14 protein-coding genes are annotated in these 24,294 nt (G+C 37.7%); 10 read left to right on the plus strand and 4 right to left on the minus strand.

The annotated features are described in order from the left end of the window. Positions 1-415 precede the first annotated feature (415 nt). Positions 416-802 (minus strand): YkgJ family cysteine cluster protein, encoded by a 387-nt coding sequence (locus I6F42_RS05930; protein ID WP_007586180.1) that lies wholly within the window; start codon positions 800-802, stop codon positions 416-418. Positions 803-1,465: 663 nt separating this feature from the next. Between I6F42_RS05930 and I6F42_RS05935 the strand changes: the two genes are divergently transcribed. Next, positions 1,466-1,894: a hypothetical protein gene (locus tag I6F42_RS05935; RefSeq protein WP_007586178.1), complete on the plus strand. Its 429-nt coding sequence runs from the start codon at positions 1,466-1,468 to the stop codon at positions 1,892-1,894. A 136-nt stretch (positions 1,895-2,030) separates the two neighbouring features. On the opposite strand, the gene I6F42_RS05940 is transcribed toward I6F42_RS05935, so the two are convergent. Continuing rightward, positions 2,031-3,026 (minus strand): alpha/beta fold hydrolase, encoded by a 996-nt coding sequence (locus I6F42_RS05940; protein WP_197151418.1) that lies wholly within the window; start codon positions 3,024-3,026, stop codon positions 2,031-2,033. 468 nt (positions 3,027-3,494) lie between these two features. Between I6F42_RS05940 and I6F42_RS05945 the strand changes: the two genes are divergently transcribed. Beyond that, the gene (locus I6F42_RS05945) at positions 3,495-5,960 is read left to right on the plus strand and encodes a ricin-type beta-trefoil lectin domain protein (RefSeq protein ID WP_007586175.1); all 2,466 of its coding nucleotides are present in this window, start codon (positions 3,495-3,497) and stop codon (positions 5,958-5,960) included. A gap of 234 nt (positions 5,961-6,194) precedes the next feature. Here the strand turns inward: I6F42_RS05945 and I6F42_RS05950 are convergent, their stop codons facing one another. Both I6F42_RS05950 and I6F42_RS05955 read right to left on the minus strand, forming a co-directional pair. Then, complete coding sequence (locus tag I6F42_RS05950; protein ID WP_197151419.1) at positions 6,195-7,298, minus strand: 6-bladed beta-propeller; 1,104 nt, start codon at positions 7,296-7,298, stop codon at positions 6,195-6,197. A 77-nt stretch (positions 7,299-7,375) separates the two neighbouring features. Next, the gene (locus I6F42_RS05955) at positions 7,376-8,149 is read right to left on the minus strand and encodes a phytanoyl-CoA dioxygenase family protein (RefSeq protein WP_007378079.1); all 774 of its coding nucleotides are present in this window, start codon (positions 8,147-8,149) and stop codon (positions 7,376-7,378) included. Between the two features lie 235 nt (positions 8,150-8,384). Here I6F42_RS05955 and I6F42_RS05960 point away from each other — a divergent pair, with 235 nt between their 5' ends. From I6F42_RS05960 to pbpC, 8 genes are all read left to right on the plus strand, one after another. Continuing rightward, entirely contained in the window at positions 8,385-9,152 is a 768-nt protein-coding gene (locus I6F42_RS05960; protein WP_197151421.1) for an IclR family transcriptional regulator, read from the plus strand. A gap of 250 nt (positions 9,153-9,402) precedes the next feature. Beyond that, positions 9,403-12,174 (plus strand): TonB-dependent receptor, encoded by a 2,772-nt coding sequence (locus tag I6F42_RS05965; RefSeq protein WP_007586166.1) that lies wholly within the window; start codon positions 9,403-9,405, stop codon positions 12,172-12,174. 72 nt (positions 12,175-12,246) lie between these two features. Further along, positions 12,247-13,800, plus strand: coding sequence for a tryptophan halogenase family protein (locus I6F42_RS05970; RefSeq protein ID WP_197151424.1), 1,554 nt, complete (start codon positions 12,247-12,249; stop codon positions 13,798-13,800). A gap of 23 nt (positions 13,801-13,823) precedes the next feature. Next, a complete protein-coding gene (locus I6F42_RS05975) occupies positions 13,824-14,546 on the plus strand; it encodes a SapC family protein (RefSeq protein WP_197151425.1) in 723 nt (240 codons plus the stop codon). Between the two features lie 219 nt (positions 14,547-14,765). Continuing rightward, positions 14,766-15,245 carry a hypothetical protein gene (locus tag I6F42_RS05980; protein ID WP_197151555.1) on the plus strand — a complete coding sequence of 160 codons (480 nt, stop codon included), beginning with the start codon at positions 14,766-14,768 and terminating at the stop codon, positions 15,243-15,245. Between the two features lie 27 nt (positions 15,246-15,272). Then, positions 15,273-15,866: a DUF1287 domain-containing protein gene (locus I6F42_RS05985; protein ID WP_197151426.1), complete on the plus strand. Its 594-nt coding sequence runs from the start codon at positions 15,273-15,275 to the stop codon at positions 15,864-15,866. A gap of 65 nt (positions 15,867-15,931) precedes the next feature. Further along, the gene (locus I6F42_RS05990; protein WP_197151433.1) at positions 15,932-21,856 is read left to right on the plus strand and encodes an alpha-2-macroglobulin; all 5,925 of its coding nucleotides are present in this window, start codon (positions 15,932-15,934) and stop codon (positions 21,854-21,856) included. After that, complete coding sequence (gene pbpC / locus I6F42_RS05995; protein WP_197151435.1) at positions 21,837-24,218, plus strand: penicillin-binding protein 1C; 2,382 nt, start codon at positions 21,837-21,839, stop codon at positions 24,216-24,218. Before I6F42_RS05990 ends, pbpC begins: the two co-directional genes overlap by 20 nt. Positions 24,219-24,294: the final 76 nt, after the last annotated feature.

The following is a 24,294-nucleotide window of genomic DNA, read 5'->3' on the forward strand; positions in this document are numbered from 1 at the left end:
AATCTTTAATTATCACAGAAGTCTTATTAAATTTTAAAAATAGATGGCATAATTCGTATGCATTAGTGATTGATCTTTATGTGTATTATATTTACTTGTGCTATTGGCCGAAAAGAAAACAGATGCCTTAATGGTTGGCGGAAGCTTATTTTATGTTTATCCCGCACTACTTGTTTATGGGGTACCAATATCAATTTTATTAAAAAAATTTAATGTTTTTAATTTACCTATGGTTCTTTTAGCGAGCGTAACTCCATTTATTATAATTATTCCAATGGGATGGAATGAGCCTATAATACCCTTATTTGTAATTTGCTTTGGCTCTATTGTTGTGGCTATAGGTTGTTGGTATACACTTTTACTCTTATTTAAAAATAAAAAAATAACCAATAACCTGTTGCAGTTTATAAGAGAGTTACCGACTATCAATCATAAGTATATCTAGTTTATGTTGAGCCCTGGTTTGATTTTTTATGTCGATAGGTTCAATCATTTCGCATTCGTCTCTGATCATTTCAGGAATGAGGCTTGGGTAGTGGCGACAGTCCTCTGGGCGGTCGAGATAAATACTGCAGGTGTACATGTTTTTAGCCAAGGGATCTTTTTTAGGCGCAATTTCTAAAAAAGGGCACACTTGAAGTCTTAAACCTGTTTTTGGGTCAAACCAAATTTCGTTGTTTTTAACGTATTCATAAATTTCGGGGTTAAAGAGCTCCCATAAATCTATTTCCTCTTTCGTTGCGCTTAAATCGCCGCCGCCATATTTAATACAGCATTTACCACACTGGTTGCATTCTTTCATAATTTGCTAATTTGGTTGGCTGTTAACGAGTTTAAGTTAGTTATTAGTGTAGCACCAAATTTATTATTAACGCTCTACTGAATTTACCCATCCTTTAATTTTTGGGTGTGTAAACAATAGTTAGATACAATAACTTAAGTTAAAACCCTTTGTTACATTTTATATAGTACAGGCTTTATTTAATGGTTTACTCTAAAGGTAGCGAAAAATATTACAAACCCCGCTTGAGCAACTGTGTGATTGTTAAATGTTGCTGAGCGCAGATACCTAAGCAGGGCGTTATTATGAAGGAGGCTGTCACTAAGTTAAAAACAGAATTTAATGCAAAGCTATTGTATTGGAACAATCTTAAAAGTAGCAAAGCTAAAGTGGCAATTATCCTATTATTTTTAGTTGTCATTGCACTTAAAGTCTTTACGACCATTTTTACGTTGGATTGGGTTGCAAGTTTATTCAGCGTGTAAGTTTACCAAGAGTAATTGCGATAAAGTTTAATCTCAGAGTGTTTAACGCCTACGCGATGTTCATTATTAATGTATTATTACGCTATACACCAAATTAAATAAATCAGTTGTTTAAATACGTTTTATAATGACTGTAATGATACATTTTAGCTAAATTGAGTGAGTAAATGAGTTTAGCTGCATGAAAGGATAACCAGTGATGATGAATACAAAAGTATATAAAGCGGTACATGATCTAGCAGAAGATTTAATGGCGGCGGCTAACAAAAATAACCGTGAAAAGTTTGAGTCGTTATTTGCTCAATTAAAAGCTATTTGTATTGAAAACGAAAACACCTCAAAAGATCACCCTGTACAATGGGAAACTTTAGCTGATTTTACCGAAGAGTTAGAAGAGGCAATTACTACTTACGAAAAAGCATTAGAAAAGTCGATTGCGATTAATAACAAAGATCACATGTCGTCGGTTTCTTTTTCAATGGCTACATTACAGCTTGAGCTTGGCCAAAAAGATGAAGCTATTAAAAACCTTCAAAATGCTAAAGTCAGCGCCAATAAAATTGAAGACAAAGAGCTTAAAGCTGAAATACACGACCTACTAGAGTCGCTTATTGAAGAAGAAGGTTAAATACATAAAAGTATAACTTATCCATATTAAATGTGATTTTTGTGGATTTAGCTTGAGCTTAATAAAGCGCTGATGGTTTATACCCTCAGCGTTTTTTTATGTTCGCTATAAATACTAAACCAAAATAAAAGGCTTACTATTGAGCTAGCTTATTCATAAAGTCGATAATGTACTTTGCAATTTCTACTGGTTTTTCTTCAACGCTAAAGTGCCCTGAATCGAGTAAATAGAGTTCAGCGTTCGGTACATCTTTTAAGTATGCTTTAGCGCCTTCGGCTATGAATGCTGGGTCGTTTTTACCCCATACAATTAACGTTGGTGGTTGGTACTTGCGTAAATAAGCTTGCCACTTTGGATAGTCGAGAAGGTTGTTGTAGTAATCTTGTAGCAATTGTACTTGAATTACTCTATCGGCTTTGGTTTGTAAAAAGTGAAGATCGTGCGTCCAGCTATCTGGGCTCATCACTTCTGGGTTACTTTGTACGTCTCGTAAATACTGCTTATTAATAATGGCTTGTTCAGACGTGAACGAATAAATTTTATCTTGCTGAGCTTTCGAACTATCTTCATTCGCGGCTTTAAAAAATGCTTGCCTCAGTAGGGTTAGCCCCTCTAAATACGCATTACCATTTTGTACAATAAGTGCATCAAGTTTATTAGGATTATTTAACAACATTCTAAAGCCTACAGGTGCTCCAAAGTCTTGTATATATAGGCTGTAGCGCTTTACTTTAAGCGTTGTTAGTAACCCTTCAACGTATTGAGCTAGTAATTCAAAAGTATATTTTTGAGTTTCTGGGTTTGGGCGTTCGCTGTAACCAGAACCTAAATAATCAGGTGCTATAACATGATAACGCCCTGATAAAAGCGGAATTAGCTCACGATAACTATGTGAAGAGGACGGATATCCATGTAAAAGTACAATGGTTTGCTTATGTTGGATGCCAGCTTCTCGGTAAAATATTTTTTTACCGTTTACGTTTGCATATTTGTATGTCGTTTTTGACGGCCATACAGCATCAACGGCATGCACTTTTGCGCTAACCAAGTACAAGATAACTAATGAAAAGACGAGAAGTGAAAGTAAGTGAGCTAGTTTTATTATGATTAGTTTTTGTAAATTATAGGGCATAAGTAAACTCGTTAATGTGTTTGATAATACTGCTTTATTAACTAATTAGACCTGCCTTTTTGATAATTACATTCATTGAAGCCTACAAATCCCTTAAATACTTAAGGGTAAAATATAATAGCTGTTAACTCTACAACCTCTAAAATAACTATTCTGATCTGTAGTTAAAAATATATTTAAAAAAATATACTTTCTGAATACTGACAAATTAAATACATTTTATAACAGATAGTTATGGTTTTTTTTGTCGCAAGTATTACAAGTTGATATTATTTTTAACTGTAAATGGTGTGTTCAGGCTGTTCATTTAAGCTTTAAATAAACGTGCCGGATATTGATACTAAAGTGTGGAATTTAAATAAAGAGTTAATTTTATGTTGTAAATAGTTAATTGTTAACATTATATTGGTTGTGTACTCAATGCCTTTACACAAAGGATTAATTTTCACACCAAGATAGGTAACAAAAATGAAAAAAAGCTCATTATATTGTGCGGTTTCGTCCGCGCTACTACTTTCAAGCGTTTTTAATGCACACGCTGGCACAGTTATTAAACAAACGTCGTCGCAAATGTGTTTTAGAACCGCAGGCAATGCAGTAAATGGTACTCAAGTAATATTAAATAATAATTGTAGTGGCGACGCAGCTAGGTTTAGTTGGACATCTGGTGGGAGTATAAAACACGATAAGTCAGGTTTATGCATTCATCCTGGCGGGTTAGTAAATCCGGCGGATGGACAGCAACTTGTATTGTGGTCGGGTTGCGATTTTGATAATCGAGTTAAATTTACTAAAACATCCGCAAACGCCATTAAGCATGTATCGGGAGGTAAATGTGTTCAACCAACTAACATATCAAATGGTAGTAACTTAGTTGTTAGATCGCAGTGTGGTGCAAATCAAAATAAGTTTGTTGTTGAGCAACAAGCAAGCAGCGGTGCAAGCGTTAGTAACGATAAAGTTAAGGTACAATTTAATATTGATACAAAACATGCCGTAGGACAGTTTGATAGCTTCGACCGTCGTAAATTTATTACGTTACATTCATCAAATACCGAAAGTGACTGGTTTGGAAATAATGCTCAAAGCTTAAATGCGCCTAATGCAGATCCTGATTTAATGACGCATTTTTTAGAAGATTACGATGTGTACTTTGGCCGTGATACGGGTAACATGAAATATCAACTAACACAATTACCAGAAGATTCAGCAAAACCAGGTTATGCAAGCGCGGCAACCGCAACAACAAATGGTGGCGGAGTTAAATGGAATTACACCAATATTACAACAGCTCAAGCTAAAACAATGCGAAAGCATGAAGGGCGTAACAGTGATTTAATTGTCGCTGCACAGCAACACCCTTATTACCCTGATGGTACTAAAATTGGGAATCAAAATTGGTCTTTCTCGCAAACAGATACAGCAGGTGAACCACTAGGTACAGCCCTGGGCGACTACATGGCGCAGTTTTTACAAAAGTACTTTAAAGCAGGCACATCAGACAGCCTTGGTCAAAAGCGCCCAACATATGTTGAGGTAATGAACGAGCCACTATTTGAACTGCACGACTTTCCGCATAACGGCTATGATAAAGAGAGCCTCTATGACATTTTTAGATTGCATAACTCAGTTGCTGATGTAATTAATGCTAACCCTTCACTGAATGATGTAAAAGTAGGGGGGTTTACGGTGGCGTTTCCTGATTATGAAAAAGGGTCACAATTTTTCGATAACTGGAAGCAACGCGACAAGGCATTTTTAGATATTGCAGGAAATAAAATGGACTTTATTTCGATGCACTTATATGACTTTCCAAATTTCCCAGGTGGTCCTGGTGGTCAGCATCAAATACAGTACAGAAAAGGCAGCAATATGGAAGCGACCCTTGATATGGTTGAGCAATATATGGCTTATAAGTGGGGTAGTATTAAACCGTTAGTTATTTCCGAATATGGCTCTCAATTACAAGGCTCATTTGGTACTAAATGGACTCCGCAACGTGACTGGTTATGTCTAAAGGCAATGAGCTCTATGCTTATGAGCTTTATGGAAAGGCCAAACCGTATTGATAAAGCCATTCCGTTTATTCCATTAAAAGCAGAATGGGGCCGTATTAGCGACACTATTCCCTACTACTGGCGTTTACTGCGTCAAGCTAAAGAAGGTGAAGGCGAAACCGGCGAGCAATGGGTTTACACCGAAATGGTTAAGTTTTACCAGTTATGGTCTGACATAAAAGGGACGCGAATTGATAGCTGGGCAAGCGATATGGATATTCAAGCTGACGCGTATGTTGATGGCAAAGATGTTTATTTGATATTAAACAGCCTTGAATTTTCACCGACTGATATCGATTTAAGTGTTTTAGGTAAGGGTTCTAACGCCGTAACGAGTGTAAATATTAAGCACTTATATCCTAATGCTCAAGGAAAACCAATATTGGATAACAGCAACAGAACAACGCTCCCAAGCTCTGTTGTATTGGGCTCTGAATCAACCATGATAATTAAAGTGAGTCACCAAAATAATGTTGCTATTAACAATATCAATCAAGAGTCTAAGCATTACGCAAGTGCAGTAGTTAAAAATATTGCAGCCAACGCGACCCAGTTCTTTACTATTAACAATGTAGATAAAGGGGCTAATGGCGAGGCTACATTGCGCTTAGGTGTTGGCCGCCCTCATGGAAAGTCGTTAACGCCAGTTGTGACTGTTAATGGTAATAGAGTCGCTATTCCTACTGATTTTAGAGGATATGATCAAAAAAATGGTGGCCTTGGACGTGAGCGTTTCTTTGGTGTTATTGAAATTCCAGTGCCATATAATAACATTAAAAAAACTAACAATATTGAAGTTACATTCCCTGACAGCGGTGGTGCAGTTAGTTCACTAACATTACAAAACTTTAAAATGAGTAAACGTATTACTCGCTAAAAACGTGTAATAAAGGTTTAGTAATAAACAAACTGCGGGTTTATCTATATGATAGCTTCGCAGTTTTTTATTTGTATCGCTACAACTGCCTAACACAATACAAATAAACTAATACTAAATATGCGAGGAATGGCTTTAGGTGTATTTTTGCTGTTAAGCCTGTGAGTTTTATGCTTTATAATGAGTACAAGGTACTCATTATTAAAAATAAACACTATTCTCAGAGCGTTAAACTTAGCATGGTTGTTTTATTAATTTAATTGGGTATGTTTTAGAGGAGTTCCACTGGCCTACATATAAGTTGTCGTCTTGATCTACGCAAATGCAATGCACGTGATTAAAAATGTCCCCGTTACTTTGCATCGGCTGTAGTTCACCATTTTTGTACTGGGGTTGCGGTGCTCCTAAATTAGCTATGAGCGTGTTATTTTTATCAAATATACTAATAAAGCCAGAGTCGTCAGCATTTTTATTGTCAATATGCGACCAGCAAACAGGTGCATAAAATAGTTCGCCTTTGAACACGGGACCGCCAATATATGCCCCATTAGCGCTAATTCTATCAAGGTACTTACCATCAAACGAAAATATTTTTAAACATTGCTCAAAACGAGAGCTTACTATTAATGTGGGATTTGATGGATCGCGTAAGTCTACTTCAATACCGTGGGTGTTGTGTAAATTGTAATTTTCGTCATCATTATGGTGACCGCCCCAATGGTTTATATAGCGGCCTTGTTTATCATAATGCAGTAAAAAGTCGCTGCCATAACCATCGGTTACATATAAGTCCCCATTGGGGGCAATGGCAATATCAGTAGGGCGAAAAGGTTGCTCGGGTTTATAAGCACCGCACGTTTGTGGATGGCCAATACTGTAAATCAGTTTGCCATCTAAGGTCATTTTGGAAATAAAGCCAGCCTGTGGAATGACATTGTTAGTAGGGCTATCCCATTGCTCTGTGCTGTGACCATCCCAGTGGCGATTAACAATCCAGCCACTATCTACAACGTATAAAAATTCTTGCTCGCCTTCTTTTATAATTTTTATAGCGTGTCCACCAGGAAAAGAGCTTCCAAAAGCGTCAAGTAATTCACCGTTTTGGCTATACACTAAAATATTATTAGTCGTGTTATCGGTGATCATAAATATTCTCCCTTGTGAGTCCATCACCATCGCATGACAATTTTCTATAGGGTATTTATTGGGGTTTAACTTCCCCCAGTGGGCGTCTATTTTGTATTTAAATTGACCTTGGCCAATTATTTTCCCGTGCGGGTCTTCGTCATTTTTAGGAGTAGCGTGAGGTATAAGGTGTTTTTGTTCTGAGGTTAACATACAGAATTTTCCATATAAAAAAACCAGCTTATGCATTGGGCTATAATGCATAAGCTGGTTTAGGCTAGAAGGTTACTTTAAGTGCGTTCTTTTGCTTTAAAATTTAAAATAGCATCATCGTTAACGCGATTTAATGGATAATAAACAGCTTCGTTTTCTTTAAATGGTTGGTTGCTAATCGCATTGTAAGCACTGATCATTGACCAACGAGGTTCTGCAGCACGGTTTTGATTTGATTTATGCAGTAAATTACAGTGGAAAAACAGTACATCACCTGGTTCAAGTTCTACATTGATAAGTTCATGGTACTTCATTGCTTCTTCTACAAACTCTAAACAGGCGCCTTTTTGGTCACCCGTTTTACTGTGATCCAATCGTCCCAAATGATGTGAGCCTTTAAGTACTTGCAAGCAACCATTTTCTTGCGTCGCTTTATTAATGGCGACCATACAGCTAATTGATTTTGGATAAAGCATGTAGTTATCACGATGCCAGTAGCCAAAATCTTGGTGCCATTCCCAGGCACCACCTACAAATGGTTCTTTCATCATAATTTTAGTGCTGGTGTGGTACACCTCTTCGCCAATAAGTGTTTCGCATACTTCAATTAAGCGACGACCGCGAGAAAACATACTGTATAAATCGTCGCCTGTTTTTTGCCATAAACAGACTTTACTTACAGCGCCGTCGGCGTCTTTTTTGTCCCATGCTCGCTCATAGAGTGTATCGTCATTAAAAGCAGTTTGTTGTAATAGCTCAATTTCATCAGCGCTGTAGTAATTTTTGACAATAATATAACCATCACGATGAAAATCAGCTATTTGTTGTGGTGTTAAATAAGTGTGTGACATAAAAACATTTCCATTTTCTCTTACAGTTGTATATTGTTAACAATGATTGCTCGGTTAAGCATTTAGGTCAAGCGTAATTTATATAAAAATATAGAATTCATATATGAATGAATTTTGTTTTATTAAGTTATTGATTTTAAATTATTATTGAAAATTTCAAGCTAAAAAAAAGTTTTAAATTTATATATAAACAAACGTATTGTTTATCAATTTTAAAAGGCATAAATAAGTACAAATGAACGATAAATCAAAAACTAAATATGCAGTTCCTGCTTTAGATAAGGGGTTGGATATATTAGAATTTTTAGCAAAAAATAAAAGGCCTTGTACACAAAGTGAGATAGCGGCTGGTATTTTAAAAACACCTAACGAAGTCTATAGAGTACTTATTGGGCTTGAAAAACGCGGTTATCTAATTCGCTCTGAAACCTCTGGTCGATATCATTTGTCATTAAAGTTGTATAATTTATCGCGAAGTATTTCACCAATGGATAATGTACTAAAATCGGCCTTGCCACATATGGAAGATCTAGCTGTAAATATTGAACAGTCATGTCATCTAAGTATGCTTTATCAAAGCCAAGCTATGGTGGTAGTGCAAGCGCGTAGCAAAAGCCCTATGCATTTGAGTATTGCAGAGGGGGCTTTATTTCCACTTAGTAGCTCAAGCGCTGGTAAACTGCTTTTAGCCAACAGTAATGACGAAGTGCGGCAAATGCTTATCGAACACGATGAAATTTACAGTGCTAGTAAAGACGCCTATAAAGCATTATTAAATGAGCTAAACACAATCAAAGTGCAAGGGCACATAATACAAAGCAATCCACTTATCGCCGGAGTACACGATTTTAGTGTCTTAATTGGCAGGCCTAATGCAAATTTAATAGCTGCATTGACCATTTCTTCTTTTGACTCAACCCTAAACACTCACGCTAATAAACACAGTGTAATTAGCGAGCTTAAAAATACCGCCCAAAAAATAACCTCATTATTAGAGCGCTAATACCAACTAGCGCTTTTGTAGGGAGCAACCCGCTCAACAGTCATGCATAAGTCTCAGTACTTTACTGCTTGCTTACAATGTCAATAAAAAACCAACGCTAACTGTAAAATAAATGGTCAATTTGTTTGACTTAATTAGCTAAACTAACTTATTGTAAAGTTAATTGTTAACAATATTATGGTGACAATAATCATCCCGTAAATAATCCGTCAACGATTACACGTAATAAACACAATATTTAGGTGCAAAAATGACTAACACACAATTTAAATTAAATGCGATTTGCGCAGCAATGCTGATAACGTCTCCTGTAAGTTATGCCGCACAGGAAAACGAGACAACTGTACAAAGTGATGTTGAAGTTATCCAAGTAACAGGTATCAGAAGCGCATTAAGTAAATCTGCTTCAATAAAGCAAGATTCATCAGGCGTAGTTGATGCTATATCAGCAGAGGACATTGGTAAGTTACCTGATACTAACTTAGCTGAATCGCTGCAACGTATAAGTGGTGTATCAATCGACCGTGCAAACAATGAAGGCAACCAAGTTAGTGTCCGTGGTTTTGGTCCAGGTTTTAACCTTGTCACCTTAAATGGTCGTCAAATGCCTAACTCCTCTGTATTGCAAGAGGCGGGTGTTTCACGCAGCTTTAACTTTAGAGAAATAGCGGCTGAAAGTGTGTCGGGCGTAGCCGTTTATAAAACGGGCAAAGCGAATGTGGCCTCAGGCGGTATTGGCGCAACGATTAATATAAATACAGCAAAACCATTTGATTTTGACGGTTTTAAAGCATTTGCAAATGCAAAGGCAATTAAAGACACCAGTTCAGAGAAATCAAACGTAACACCAGAAATTTCGGGAATGGTTAGCCAAACATTCGCTGATGATACGTTTGGTGTTTTACTTGCCCTGTCGCATTCAGAGCGAGAAAGTGGCCGAGAGCGCGTAGGCACATCGCAAGGTTGGGTGCGTAACCGAGCAAATGCTGCAGGTGTTGATAGCAGTGCAATTGATACAACAGCTAATCCAACTGGTACTTATTGGGTACCTTGGACGCCAGAAATGGAGCGCTTTGAAACTAAGCGAGAACGCCAAAATGCGCAGTTGGTTTTACAGTACGCTCCTAGTGACAACTTAACGGCTACCCTTGATTACACTTTATCGCGCTTTGAAGAAATTAGTAACACAAATAAAATGGCATTTTGGTTCGATAACCCAACAGGCACCGCCGATGAAAATGGCACTTTAGTCGATATTAAAAATGCAAATGATGAGTTAAATTTTTGGGCGTGGGAACTCTACGAGGAAAAAGAAAACGATTCATTAGGCTTAAATTTAGCGTGGCAAGCAAGCGATTCATTGAAACTTACGTTTGACGCTCATAACTCTACATCGCACTCAAACCCAGATGGTGATACAGCTGAAACAATCGCGAATTTAAAGAATGTCCCAGGTTCGGTTAAATCCATCAGTGCTAACTTCTCTGGTGATATTCCGAGTATTGGGGTTGATGATTCAACATTGGCGGGTGGGGCTTACAACCCAGCTAATATTGTGTCAGATTTATATCAGCGCCGTGGCTATGAAATGAAAAATACCATTAAGCAGTATCATGCAAGTGGGCAATGGGAGAATTTGAAGAGTGGGGCACTCAGCGCTATAAATTTTGGTGTAATGTATACCGATTATCAAATTGATACTTATCTTTCTGAGCAGTTTTCATTTGTGGATATTCCCCTAGACAACCTAGGGCTAACCTTTGATGAACAAGGTGACTTTGCTGATGAGTTTTCAGGTTCGGATCAGCTATTTCCATTTATTCCACGTTACAGTGCCAACGATTTTGTAGATATTGTCAGAGATGAAGGATTATTTATTGAGCCAAATATTTCTACAAATGGGGTTGAGGAGCAAACGCTCGCGATATATGTATCATTTGATCTTAAAACCGAATTTAACGATATTCCAATTGATATGAATGTCGGTGTGCGCTACGAAGACACCGATGTAACAGGTTATTCAGTCAAGCCTGGGGTTGTTGCTTTTAACTATCGTCATGCTGAAGAGCTTCGCCCTGTATTTGCTGCAACAGCAACACCGCAGGAGCTTGAAGGTGGTTATACACGTATATTACCAAACTTTGATATAAGCGCCGACTTAGATGACGGCTTTAAAACTCGTTTTTCATATAGTCGTACTTTAGCCCGTGCAGGTATTGGTGGTATGTTCCCATCAACTACCATTAACGCCCGTCCTGAAGGACCGTTTAATGCATCGCAAGGTAACCCTAACTTATTGCCAATTACGTCAGATAACTTTGATTTTTCAGTTGAGTGGTATGGAGACGACGGAAGCTATGCATCGGTTGGTTACTTTAAAAAGTTTGTTGAAAACTTCATTGGTGCAGGCGTAGTGCAAGGTACGCTAAATGATGTAAATGGCGAGCCGTTGCGCGATCCAAGTGTTAACCCTCGCCCTGGTTGTCCTGATAGTTCAGATACACCTAACCCAGCATGTTTAAGCCAAGCGTCAGACCCGATTGTTACATTTGATATTGCAACGCCAGATAATCTTCAAAATCGTGAAGTAGATGGTTGGGAATTAAATGCGCAGTACATGGTGCCTGATACAGGCTTTGGCGTCGTTGCTAATTATACGATAGTTAATAGCGATGAATCGTTTAAACCGTATGATTTTGACCAAACAATTGCACTAGCAGGACTAAGCGACTCAGGTAATTTGGTCGGCTTTTACGAAAACGATGATTACCAAGTTCGTTTAGCCTATAACTGGCGCGATGATTTCTTACTGTCTTTGGGAACTGAGCCTACATTTACAGAGGCGTACGGTCAGCTAGATTTTAGTTTTAATTACACCATTAACGACACCTTGGGTGTTAGCTTTGATGCACTTAATTTAACTAATGAAACAACACGCCGCCATGGTCGTTTTGCAGAGCAATTAGTATCTGCTGAGCAATATGGTCCGCGCTTTAGCATTGGCTTAAGTGCTAAATGGTAAGTTAGTTTTTGACAAATAATACAAAACGACAGCTCAGCGCTGTCGTTTTGCTTTTTAACTAACGAGGTTGCTATGAACGATGATATTAAATCAATAGTAATAGTTGGCGGTGGAACTGCAGGATGGCTAAGTGCAGGAATAATTGCGGCGTATTTGCAAAAACATCACAGCAAAAAAATAAATATAACGCTGTTAGAGTCCTCAGATATTCCTACAGTTGGCGTTGGCGAAGGAACTTGGCCTACAATGCGCAGAACCCTTAAAGACATGGGTATTCGTGAAACTGAATTTATTAAAAAATGTAATGTATCGTTTAAGCAAGGTGCTAAATTTGCTAAGTGGGTAACCGGAGAAAATGATGATTACTATTATCACCCGCTTGAGCTACCTACGGGTATGTTTGAAAATAATTTAGCCACCAGCTGGCTTAATATTAATAACGCACAACCTCCTTTTGCCCAGTATGTAAGTGCGCAGCAATCAATATGCGAAAGTGGATTAGCTCCCAAACAAATCACCACACCCGAATTTAGTGCAATAGCAAATTATGCTTATCACTTGGATGCAGGCTTATTCGCGACATTCTTAAAAAACCACTGCATTGATAATCTTAATGTTAAACACATTGTAGGCACTGTCGTCGGTGTAAACAATTGCACAAATGGCGATATTAAAAGCGTTAGCCTTAATAATAAAATAGAGATAGCTGGGGATCTATTTATCGATTGCAGTGGCTTTAAATCGTTATTACTAGGTGAGAACTTAGGGGTGGGGTTTAAATCTTGTAAAGATGTATTATTTGCTGATAGTGCGCTTGCCATACACATGCCATACAAAGATGACGAACCAATATGCTCGCATACTTTATCTACAGCACAAACATCGGGCTGGATTTGGGATATAGGATTACAAACACGCCGTGGAATAGGGCATGTGTACTCTAGTAAACACATTAGTGATGAAGATGCTAAGCAGCAATTATTTGATTACTTAAATATTAATAAAGATCAGCAAAGCGAATACAAAGTTAAAAAGCTTAGTTTCGAACCAGGACATCGTGAAAAATTTTGGCATAAAAACTGTGTCGCAGTAGGCCTCTCAGCTGGTTTTTTGGAGCCACTGGAAGCCTCTGCTTTATTACTGGTAGAAATATCAGCCAATTTTGTTGCGCAGCAATTTCCGGCCAATAGGCATGTAATGAATATAACAGCGCAGCGTTTTAACCGCATATTTAGTTACCGATGGGAGCGAATAATCGACTTTTTAAAGTTGCATTATATGTTGAGTAAACGAACCGACAGCCCATTTTGGCAAGCGCACTGTCATCAAAATACTATTCCACAAAGCTTAAAAGATAACTTATCACTTTGGGAATATCATACACCAAGCGATAACCACTTTGATCATTCACAAGAAGTGTTTCCAGCAGCAAGCTATCAATATGTGATGTATGGCATGGGGTTTACAGGCTCAAGCGAACTGTATGGCAACTCAGAAAGTTATTTTAAAAAGGCCATTGCGCTTGTTAATAACAACCAGCAATACACCCAAAAATTACTTAATAAATTACCTACCAATAAAGCATTATTAGCGCAAATTAATCAATTTGGTATGCAGCAAATATAGTTAAAACATAAGAGCGACACACTATGACAAACTCAGTATTACTCGATAAAAATACACATAAGCACACTCGCATTAAAACTGAACGCGGTACACAATACGGCGAAGCAGTAAACTACATTCCGGTTGTTGCCGATGAGCTTGCTCAACTTGCATTAGACTACCCAGTCTATTTTATGAAGAACAATCAAACTGGCCAGTTTGAACTATATGCTTTAACTGGCTTTGATGAGGGGCAAAACTTATTTTTACAAAATGATATATGGCATGCCACTTACGTACCGTTACACTTACAGCGACAACCATTTAAGTTAGGAATAGGAAATAAACTTACTAACAAGACCGAGCAAACAGATCTCGCTGTTACAATTAACGAACAACACCCAAGAGTAAATAATAGTGAGGGAACACGGTTATTTAACGAAACAGGGGAGCCAACCACATATCTAAATAATGTGAGTGAGCAATTGATAAAGCTTATGCATGGCGGCGAACGTACAACCGCTTTTATCAATACTTTACTAAAACACGATTTAATTGAAGCAGTGCAGCTAAACATCACTAAATCAAATGGCAAAACACAAGGCTACAATGGCTTGTATTCTATTGCCGCAGATACACTACAACAACTACCGACAGAAACACTAAACGCTTTGCACTCAATGGGTTACATACAAGCTTGCCATCTAATCTTATGTTCAAGCGGGCATGTTAAAAAATTAGTAAAATGGTTACACGATTTAAAATAGGTTTTTTATTAATTAGCGTTATTTACCCCCACTGGTTTTATGTGCATTAGTTTATGCTGATACCGATGAAATAATAAATGAACTACAACTGGACACTATTATAAGTTCACTTCTTAGGTTTTGGAGTTCGATTATTCGCCTTGGTTTTGGTATCATTTAACTTATCGGCTTATATCGCAATGGGAAAGGTCAAGCCAGTAAACATTGATGATTAAGAGAATGGACGTGCTCGAACAAATAGAACAATGGATTGATGCAACAAATATTAAATATAAAACCCAAAGAATTAGCTGTGAGAAATTTGCTAGTGAGTTTGCAGGGTTTTATCCTGTCGAATTTTTAAAAAATGCCTTTTACGTTATTGTCGATGAAATACCCAAACCTAACTTTCCTTTTTTGCGTGAAATGGGATTAGACGATTTTATTGACATGGATGCCGCAGGTACTACATACAAAAACACTTATTACATGCTTCCTTACGTAGCTGATAATTTAGCTGTGCATTTTCATGAACTTGTTCACGTAGCCCAATGGAGTGAACTTGGGGCCGAGGCTTTTATGTTGCGTTACATAACCGAAATTCAGCAGGTTGGTTATGCAGCTGCGCCACTTGAAGTCATGGCGTATGGTCTTGATAAGCACTTTACAAATAATGGCAAGAAAATAAACGTGCCTGAACACGTGGTTCAAGCGTTGTAGTCAATTAACATTTTCAAAGGATTGCATATGACACGCTTTACTGTTTTTTTACTGAGCTTACTTAGTGTAAATGCCTATGCGGCATCGTTTGATGACGATATTGTGGCTGCGTTACTTGAAAGAACAACACATAACGTTACCTACGATGGGTCTTATCACTCTATTGCTTATCCGGGTGGCGATGTGCCCGCTAATGTAGGAGTGTGTACCGATGTAGTTATTCGATCATATCGACTTTTAGGTATTGATTTGCAAAAGCTTGTGCATGAGGACATGTTAAAAAGCTTTGAGCTATATCCCTCTAAGCGTATTTGGGGTTTGACCAAACCGGATAAAAATATAGACCACCGCCGTGTGCCAAACTTACAGGCTTACTTTAAAAATCATGGCCAAGTGCTCGCTAAATCAAGTAACGTGAACGACTATAAAACGGGTGACATTGTAACGTGGATGCTGCCAGGTAATTTGCCGCACATTGGGATGGTTGTGAATGAGTTAGCAAAAGACACAGGGAATCCATTAATTGTTCATAATATTGGTCGAGGACCTGAAAAAAGCGACATGCTTTTCGATTTTAAAATTACGGGGCATTACCGTTTCGTCCCACAAGAATATAAATAACCAGATTATAAGTATGAGTTCTCTCATTTATTGATATTGCAGTATAAAGAAAAAGGATTTTGAACGTGAATACAAAAACCGATTCAAAAGAGGCTAACCCAAAAGAGGTTAATCTTAAACATAGTAAACTCGCTCCCAAAATAGCTAGTTTATTTATGAGTATTGCTTTTTCAGCGATAGGAACGGGTTTATTTAGTTTGGTTGCAAGCTTACTTGGCAACGTGAATGTAACCGAAAAAACAGTTGGCAGTGTGTGGGTTTTACTGACCACATTTTTTGTTATTTTAAATGTATTTGGTGTCATTATTTGGCATAAACCGAAATGGTTAATTACTGCTATAAATAATGTGCTTAGGTTTGCTAAAGAGCGCAAAACAGCATTTTTTAGCGCCGTGCTAATGCTGATATTAATTATAGCAGGCTATTGTTTTTTTCTTTCCTTACCACAGCCAATTAGTTACAAAGCAACTCACTCTACACCTGCTGTTACCACTTTATCTGATGTTTTAAACCCTGAACCGCTTTATATTGATTTTACTCCCGTTTTAGATGATGTAGAAAACACGGATGCAGTGTCTTACTCTGTCGCAAAGCTTGCGCTTGTTGGCAAAGTGATTCCCACAGGTATAAAAGTCACGCCTGAGCTAATTGGACAGTGGTCTTGGAATAGTGAAAGCCAGCTTAAATTTATCCCAAAACAAGATTGGTCAGCAGGGCAAGAATATAAGGTACGTTTTGATTCATCTATTTTTAAAAGTGATATACATCTAAGCGATAATGAGCATGTATTTAAAACTCCCAACTTTGAACTAACACTAAGCTCGCTCGCTTTTTATCAAGACCCTAACGTTAAAAAAAGTCACAAGGTGGTTGCAACATTAAAAGCGACTCACCCAACAGATATAAGCACCATAAAAAATAATTTAAAGCTGACTCAATCACTTGAGCAAGATGGCAAGAACGAACTCGCACAATATAAATTTGATGTTACTTACGACAAGCATCAACGAGAGATTTACATTACTTCAGAGCAAATACGTATTCAAGATACCGAAAGCTATCTGTATTTTGTTCTTAATAACGGTGTAAAGCCGGTTATGGGTCCTTCTCAAACAACAGAAGAGATTAAAGACGCCGTGTTGATCCCAAGTGTAAATAGCTTTTTTAGAGTAAATACGGCCAATGTGTTGATGGTAAATAATACGCAAGGGGAACCCGAACAAACACTTGTTTTAGACTTCACAGATGATATTTCATCGCAAGATGTGGTTAGTAAAATGGTTGCTTACGTGTTACCGACTAAAGATTCAAAAGGTAACTATAATTACTTCAGTAGCCCACGAGAAGTTACTGATACAGTGCTTAAGCAATCTCAAAAAGTTAAGTTAAATGCGATTCCTACCGCGCAAGATACAACTAAGTTACACAGTTTTACGTTTGATGCACCACAAAACCAGCAAGTTTATATCGCGATTGATAAGGGATTAAAGTCGACGGATGAGTTTACGATGGCGAATAAATACGACACTATTTTAGATACGCCGGCTTATCCGACACAAGTAAATATTATGTCTAAAGGGTCTATATTATCAAAAAATGGCGATCATAAATTGTCATTTTTGACCCGCGGTGTAAACGCACTTCACGTTAAAGTAGGTAGGGTAGAAGCCAATCAAATTAACCACCTTATAAGTCAAACCAGTGGTGATATTTCTAATCCAGAATTTAATAATTATTACTTTACAGAACAAAACATAAGTTCAATTTTTACCAGACAAGTTAATTTAAAATCGGAGCACCCTAAAAAAGCGGTCTATTCATCTATTGATTTGAGTAGTAAGTATAATGAGTCAGTTGGTTTAGGCTTATTTTTTATAAATGCTCAAGCGTTAAATACAGAAGATAATTACGTATATGGACCCCAAGAAAAACGACTTATCCTTATTACTGATTTAGGTATTTTGGTAAAAAATAATGCAGATGGATCTCGCGATATATTTGTCCAATCTATTGAAACAGGAAAACCGGTAGCAAAAGCGAAGGTGTCGTTATTGGGTAAAAACGGATTAGTTATTTTAAATGCTAAAACAGATTCTGAGGGGCACGCATTTTTCGACAACACAACGTGGTTTACTGATGATCAAACTCCCGTTGCTTTTGTAGTCGAAGCTAAAAGTGACATGTCTTTTATTCCTTATAATCGCTATGCTCGAATGGTTAACTACTCTCGGTTTGATACCGGAGGTGTAAGTTCTGGGCTCAGTGGTAGTAATAAAATAGATGCGTTTGTTTTTTCTGACCGTGGAATTTATCGACCAGGCGATAGTGTTAAACTTGCCACGATTGTGAAGCAACAAAACTTTGCAAAACTGGGCGATATACCGCTTGAACTTATAATTACCGATCCTAAAGGGACAACTGTTTATAATAAACGAGTGAGCTTAGATAAGTATGGATTGCTTGATTTTGACTTTAAAACACAAAATAGCGCCAATACCGGAACGTATTATGTATCGGTCCAACTTATTAAAAATAATAATAGCCGCGACCAATTAGGCAGTACTCAGTTTAAAGTTGAAGAGTTTGTACCCGATAGATTGAAAATTAGTAGTCAATTTTCTCAATCATCTGCAAAGGGGTGGGTAAACAGCTCAAAATTTAAAGCATTGGTGAGCCTTCAAAACTTATTTGGTACACCTGCTCAAAATAGACGTGTTACTGCTGATTTACGTTTATCTCCAGCTGGTTTTTACTTTAATGAATACAAAGATTATGTGTTTTCTGATCCCCACAGTGAAGGAAAAAATATTAGACACAGTATTGAATCATTAACCGAAACCAAAACTGATGAACAAGGCAAGGCAGAATTTGATATTGACTTAACTCGCTATGAGGCAGGTACTTATCAGTTAAATTTTGCAGTACAAGGGTATGAAGAAGGCGGTGGTAAAAGTGTTCGTGCAAGCAGCTCGGTGCTTGTTTCACCCGTTGAGCAGTTAGTTGGTTATAAAGCCGATGGCGATTTAAGCTACATATCAAAAGAGTCAAAACGTGTTGTAAAATTTATTAATATTAATTCAGAAACTGAGCAAGTAGCTCGTGATGATTTATCGCTAAATTTAATAGAACAACAATATGTATCTACGTTGGTGCAACAAAATAACGGCACTTATAAGTACCAATCGGTTAGAAAAAACAAACAGGTATCAAGCAATCCGTTTTACATTAAACAAGATGGCGCAAACTACGAATTACCCACTGCTGAACCAGGTGATTACTTAATAGAACTCGTTGATGGCAAAGGGAATACCGTTAGTAGGGTATCATTTACGATAACCGGCACGGGTAACTTAGCGGGTAAGCTTGAAAAGAATGCTGAACTGCAAGTTCAATTAAATAAACCGGATTACAAACCGGGCGAAACAATTGAAATAAGTATTGTAGCGCCTTATGTTGGCTCGGGTTTAATTACAATTGAAACTAATAAAGTACACGCTTTTAAATGGTTTGAGAGTAAAACAACAAGTAGCATACAAACCATAACGTTACCTCAAGGGATAGAAGGCAATGCGTATGTTAATGTTTCATTTGTTCGAAGCCTTGAATCGAAAGAAATATTTACAAGCCCATTAAGCTACGCAGTTAAACCATTTGCGATTGATCGTAGTAAACGCGCAATAGATTTTGACGTAAACATACCTGATAAAGTAAAACCAGGTGACGATTTAGTCATTTCATATAGTGCCAAATCACCTTCACGTGTTCTGTTATTTGCTGTAGATGAAGGTATTTTACAAGTGGCGAATTATCGGACGCCAAAGCCGTTAAATCACTTCTTACAAAAACGTGCTTTAGAAGTCAGTACCATGCAAATTGTTGATCTTATTTTACCTGAATTTAAACTAGTGCAAGAGCTTGCAGCTGCGGGTGGTGGTTATGCAGAATCAATGGCAATGAACCGCAAGAGCAAGCAACTGAACCCGTTTTCTCGTAAGGTACAAAAACCAGTCGCATTTTGGTCTGGTATTTTATCGGCTGATGCTAAAACGAAAAAACATACGTTTACTATCCCAGATACTTTTGCAGGTCAGGTACGTGTAATTGCTATTGCCGTAAATGACGAGGGTGTTGGTGTTAAAGAAAGTACAACACTTGTGAAAGGGCCCTTTGTATTAACTCCTAATGTATTAACGACAGCAGCACCAGGCGATGAGTTTGATATTGTACTTGGTATTGCTAATGGCGTTGAGGATTCAGGTAAACAACTGCCAATTACGGTAGAAGCGCTTACTTCAAGCAACATTGAAATAATAAGCGATAAAAAATTAACGCTAAATATTGATGAAAAATCAGAAGACACATTAACGTTTAGAGTGAAAGTGCTTGATAAGCTTGGCGCTGCATCAATTACATTTACTGCGTTATCGGGTGACAATGTTAGCCAACGCACGGCAACGTTAAGTGTGCGCCCTGCGGTTGCATTTGTTAGTAGCTTTGAAAGTGGCTTTAGTGAATCAGGTAAAAAAGAAATAGCGGTTTCTAGACAGCTATATCCTAACTTATCACAAAATAATATTACCGCTTCACAAAGCCCGTTAGCGCTTGTTGATGGTCTTATTAGTTATTTAGATAACTTTCCTCATATGTGTACCGAGCAAGTAGTGAGTAGTGTGTTTCCGGTGCTAAGTTATTTAGAACATCCAAGTTATATGGGCGATGTATCTTATAAACATGAGCGTATAAACAACTTAATAGATACCCTTCGTCAACGTCAGTTACCTGATGGCAGATTTATGTTATGGCCGGGTAATTCTAGTGCATCTATTTATTCTTCTCTTTATGTTATGCATTTTTTATTAGATGCAAAAGAAGCGGGCGTAGCAATACCTTATGATATGTGGAGCAGTGGTTTTGAAGGTGTGCGCAGTATAGCGAGCGGATCTTTAGAGACGAATGACAGAAACCACGCTTATGCCATTTATTTGCTAACACGACAAGGTGAGGTAACAACTAATTACTTATCTGATTTAGAAAAAAGTGTAAATGCGAGTAATAGCAAAGTATGGCAACAAGATATAACGTCCGCGTTTATGGGCGCAACTTATCAGCTATTACGTGCAAGCGACAAAGCGCAAGCACTGATCAATAGCTATAAAATTGGGCAAGATACCCAGCACGATAATTGGGGCGCTTACGACTCACGTTTAGCTCACGACGGACAGTATATTTATTTGTTATCAAAACATTTTCCTGCTCGCTTAAAGCAGTTAACTAAAGATGATTTGTTTAATGTCGTTGACCCTATTTTTAAAGGAGACTACAACACGTTGTCGTCTGCTTGGTCTGTACTTGCTATGACGGCATACTCAAAAGTTGCGTTATCACAAGCCCAGCCTGAAGATGTAAAAATAATGGCAACAACGACAATGGCAGAAAAAAAGGCATTAGACGTAACCTATACACCTTATCCTAAAGCCTCGTTTTTAAATGACGTTAAAACGCTTGATGTATTAGCGCCACCTCGCTCATTTTACATGATGAGCCAAGCTGGTTTTGATACAAACGTGCCACAAAAGTCATTAAGTAATGGTTTAGAAGTTGTCAGAGAATACCAAGACGATAAAGGTAATGTGATAACCACCGCTGTTCAAGGTCAAGAACTAAACGTTGTATTACGAGTGCGTAGTACAACGGGTAAAAATATTTCGGATGTTGCTGTTATTGATTTACTACCTGGTGGGTTTGAAGTACTCAGAGACAGCGTTCGCAATAGCTATAATCGCTGGACCTCTGATTATAAAGATATTCGAGAGGATCGCGTTATATTGTATGGCAGCTTTGGCGATAACATGACTGAGCTTACTTACAAGATTAAGGCTACTGCATCTGGCAGCTTTGTAGTGCCATCGGCTTATGCTGAATCTATGTATGATTTAAGTATTAAAGCGCACTCAAAATCGGGTCGTTTTGATGTTACCGCCGCTAAATAAAAAGTTTAGTTTTATAATAAAAACGGCTTTTTTTACAACAGCACTGCTTGCAGTGCTGTTGTATTTTTTTACTCCAAAGCCTGATATTACCCAGCCCAATGCTTACTCAACGGCTTTTTACGATAGCAGTGATAAATTACTTCGTTTAAATTTAGCCGCAGACGATAGATATAGATTATGGACGCCAATAGATAAAATCCCTTTGAGCATTCAACAAGCTACTTTACTGTATGAAGACCAAGACTTTTATGAGCATATTGGTGTCGATTTTATTGCTTTAATAAATGCGTTTTATACTAGCTATATTAAAAGAAGTCACCGAGTCGGTGCGTCAACAATAACAATGCAAGTAGCCCGGTTGCACTTTGGGATGAACACGCATGTTATTTTTGGAAAAGTAGAACAAATACTTCGAGCGTTACAAATTGAGAGACACTACAGTAAAAACCAAATACTCGAGGCGTATTTTAACTTAGCGCCTTATGGATCAAATATTGAAGGTGTTGGTGCAGCCAGTTTAATTTATTTTAAGAAACCAGCTATTGATCTTAATTTACCTGAGTCATTATTACTTAGCTTAATCCCGCAAAACCCAACCAAACGAAATCCCATTAAAAAATCGGCTAAACTGGTATTGCTAGAAACAAGAAAAAAACTGTTTACTCGTTGGCTTGAAAAGTACCCAGACGATAAACACTGGCTAGCAGCTATGCAATTACCGATAAAGGTATATGCCTCTTCAGACTTGCCTTTTGAAGCTCCACATTTTATTAATAATTTACAAAGCGAGTACCCGCACCTAAAGCCTGGAGAATATAAAACGTCGATAGACCTTAATTTACAAAACTTACTTCAGCGCCATGCAAGAAATTACATTAATCGCAGGCATAGAGACGGGCTTAGTAATACGTCTGCTATTTTACTAAATTATAAAACTATGGAAGTAGTTGCTGAATTAGGCTCTGTGGATTTTTTTAATAATGACATTAGCGGTCAAGTAAATGGTGTAAGAGCTAAGCGTTCACCAGGTTCAACCCTTAAACCATTTATTTATGCGCTTGCTATAGAGGAAGGGTTAATTCATCCATTAACGCTTGTAAAAGATGCCCCCAAACGCTTTGGAGGATATACACCAGAGAATTACGATCAGCAGTTTTTAGGGCCTATATCGGCTACTGAATCGCTAGTGCTGAGCCGTAATGTGCCTGCTGTTAATTTGATGTATCGCTTACAAAAAGTTGGGCTATACGATTTACTCGTTGCAGCCGATGTTAAAAAGCTTCAGCCCAAAGAGTTTTATGGTTTAGCGCTTGCGCTGGGCGGCAGTGAAGTAACGATGCTAGAGCTCGTTAAGTTATACGCTATGTTAGCTAATTTAGGGGTGTATAAGGATGAAGTTATATTAAAAAAAGACGCCACTGTTATTAACCAAAACAACCCAAATAATCAAAACAATCATATTAAGCAACTCATCAGCCCAGAGGCAGCCTACCTGACTTTACAAATGCTAAGTAAAAATAGTGCAGTTGATGAAATTTCATTTCAAAAAGAAAGAAGACAATCATATCTTGTATATTGGAAAACAGGTACTTCATTTGCTTTTCGCGATGCATGGTCAGTAGGTATTGTTGGTCCGTATGTTTTAGCTACATGGGTGGGTAATTTCTCAGGAGAAGGGCACCCATCTTTTATTGGGCGACAAGCAGCCGCGCCTTTATTTTTTGAAATAATACGTTCATTAGATAGTTACGGCTTAATCAAAGGCAATATAAAACCAGGTGGTTTAAATATTACAGAAGTAGATATTTGTTCAACAACAGGTGATTTACCTAATGTGCATTGCCCTAAAACAGAAAAAGGGCTTTTTATTCCAGGTAAGTCGCCAATTAAAGTGTCCGATGTACATCGTGAAATTTATATTGATAAAGTATCGGGATTACGTGCTTGTCAGTATGTTGAATCTACAACTACAAAGGCAGTTTATGAATTTTGGCCATCTGACTTAGTCAGATTATTTAAACAAGCAGGTATTGTTAAACGCCAGCCTCCACCTTATTTAGATTCATGCTTAATTAATGACACGAGTACACGAGGCTCAGCACCGAGTATTACATCCCCGAGTAATTTAATTAGCTACACGATAAGAGCCAGTAAATTGAAGCAAGAAGGCCTGCCTTTTAGCGCAATCACAGATACAGATTCACGTATTTTATATTGGTTTGTAGATAACAGCTTTGTTGGTAAAGTAGAGCGAGATACGCCTTTTTTCTGGCACCCGCAAGTAGGCGAATTTGACGTAAGAGTGGTTGATAATTTAGGGCGTAGCGCATCAGTCTCAATGCGTGTAAAGCTCGTTCAGTGATATTGAGTGTTCATGCATTTAATGTAATAAATAAAGGGTAGTTTTTTATAACTGAAATTTATATAAACTAGGGTGA

Origin of the sequence: Pseudoalteromonas sp. SWYJZ12 (genome assembly GCF_015864395.1) — a bacterium.
Taxonomy (GTDB): domain Bacteria; phylum Pseudomonadota; class Gammaproteobacteria; order Enterobacterales; family Alteromonadaceae; genus Pseudoalteromonas; species Pseudoalteromonas arctica.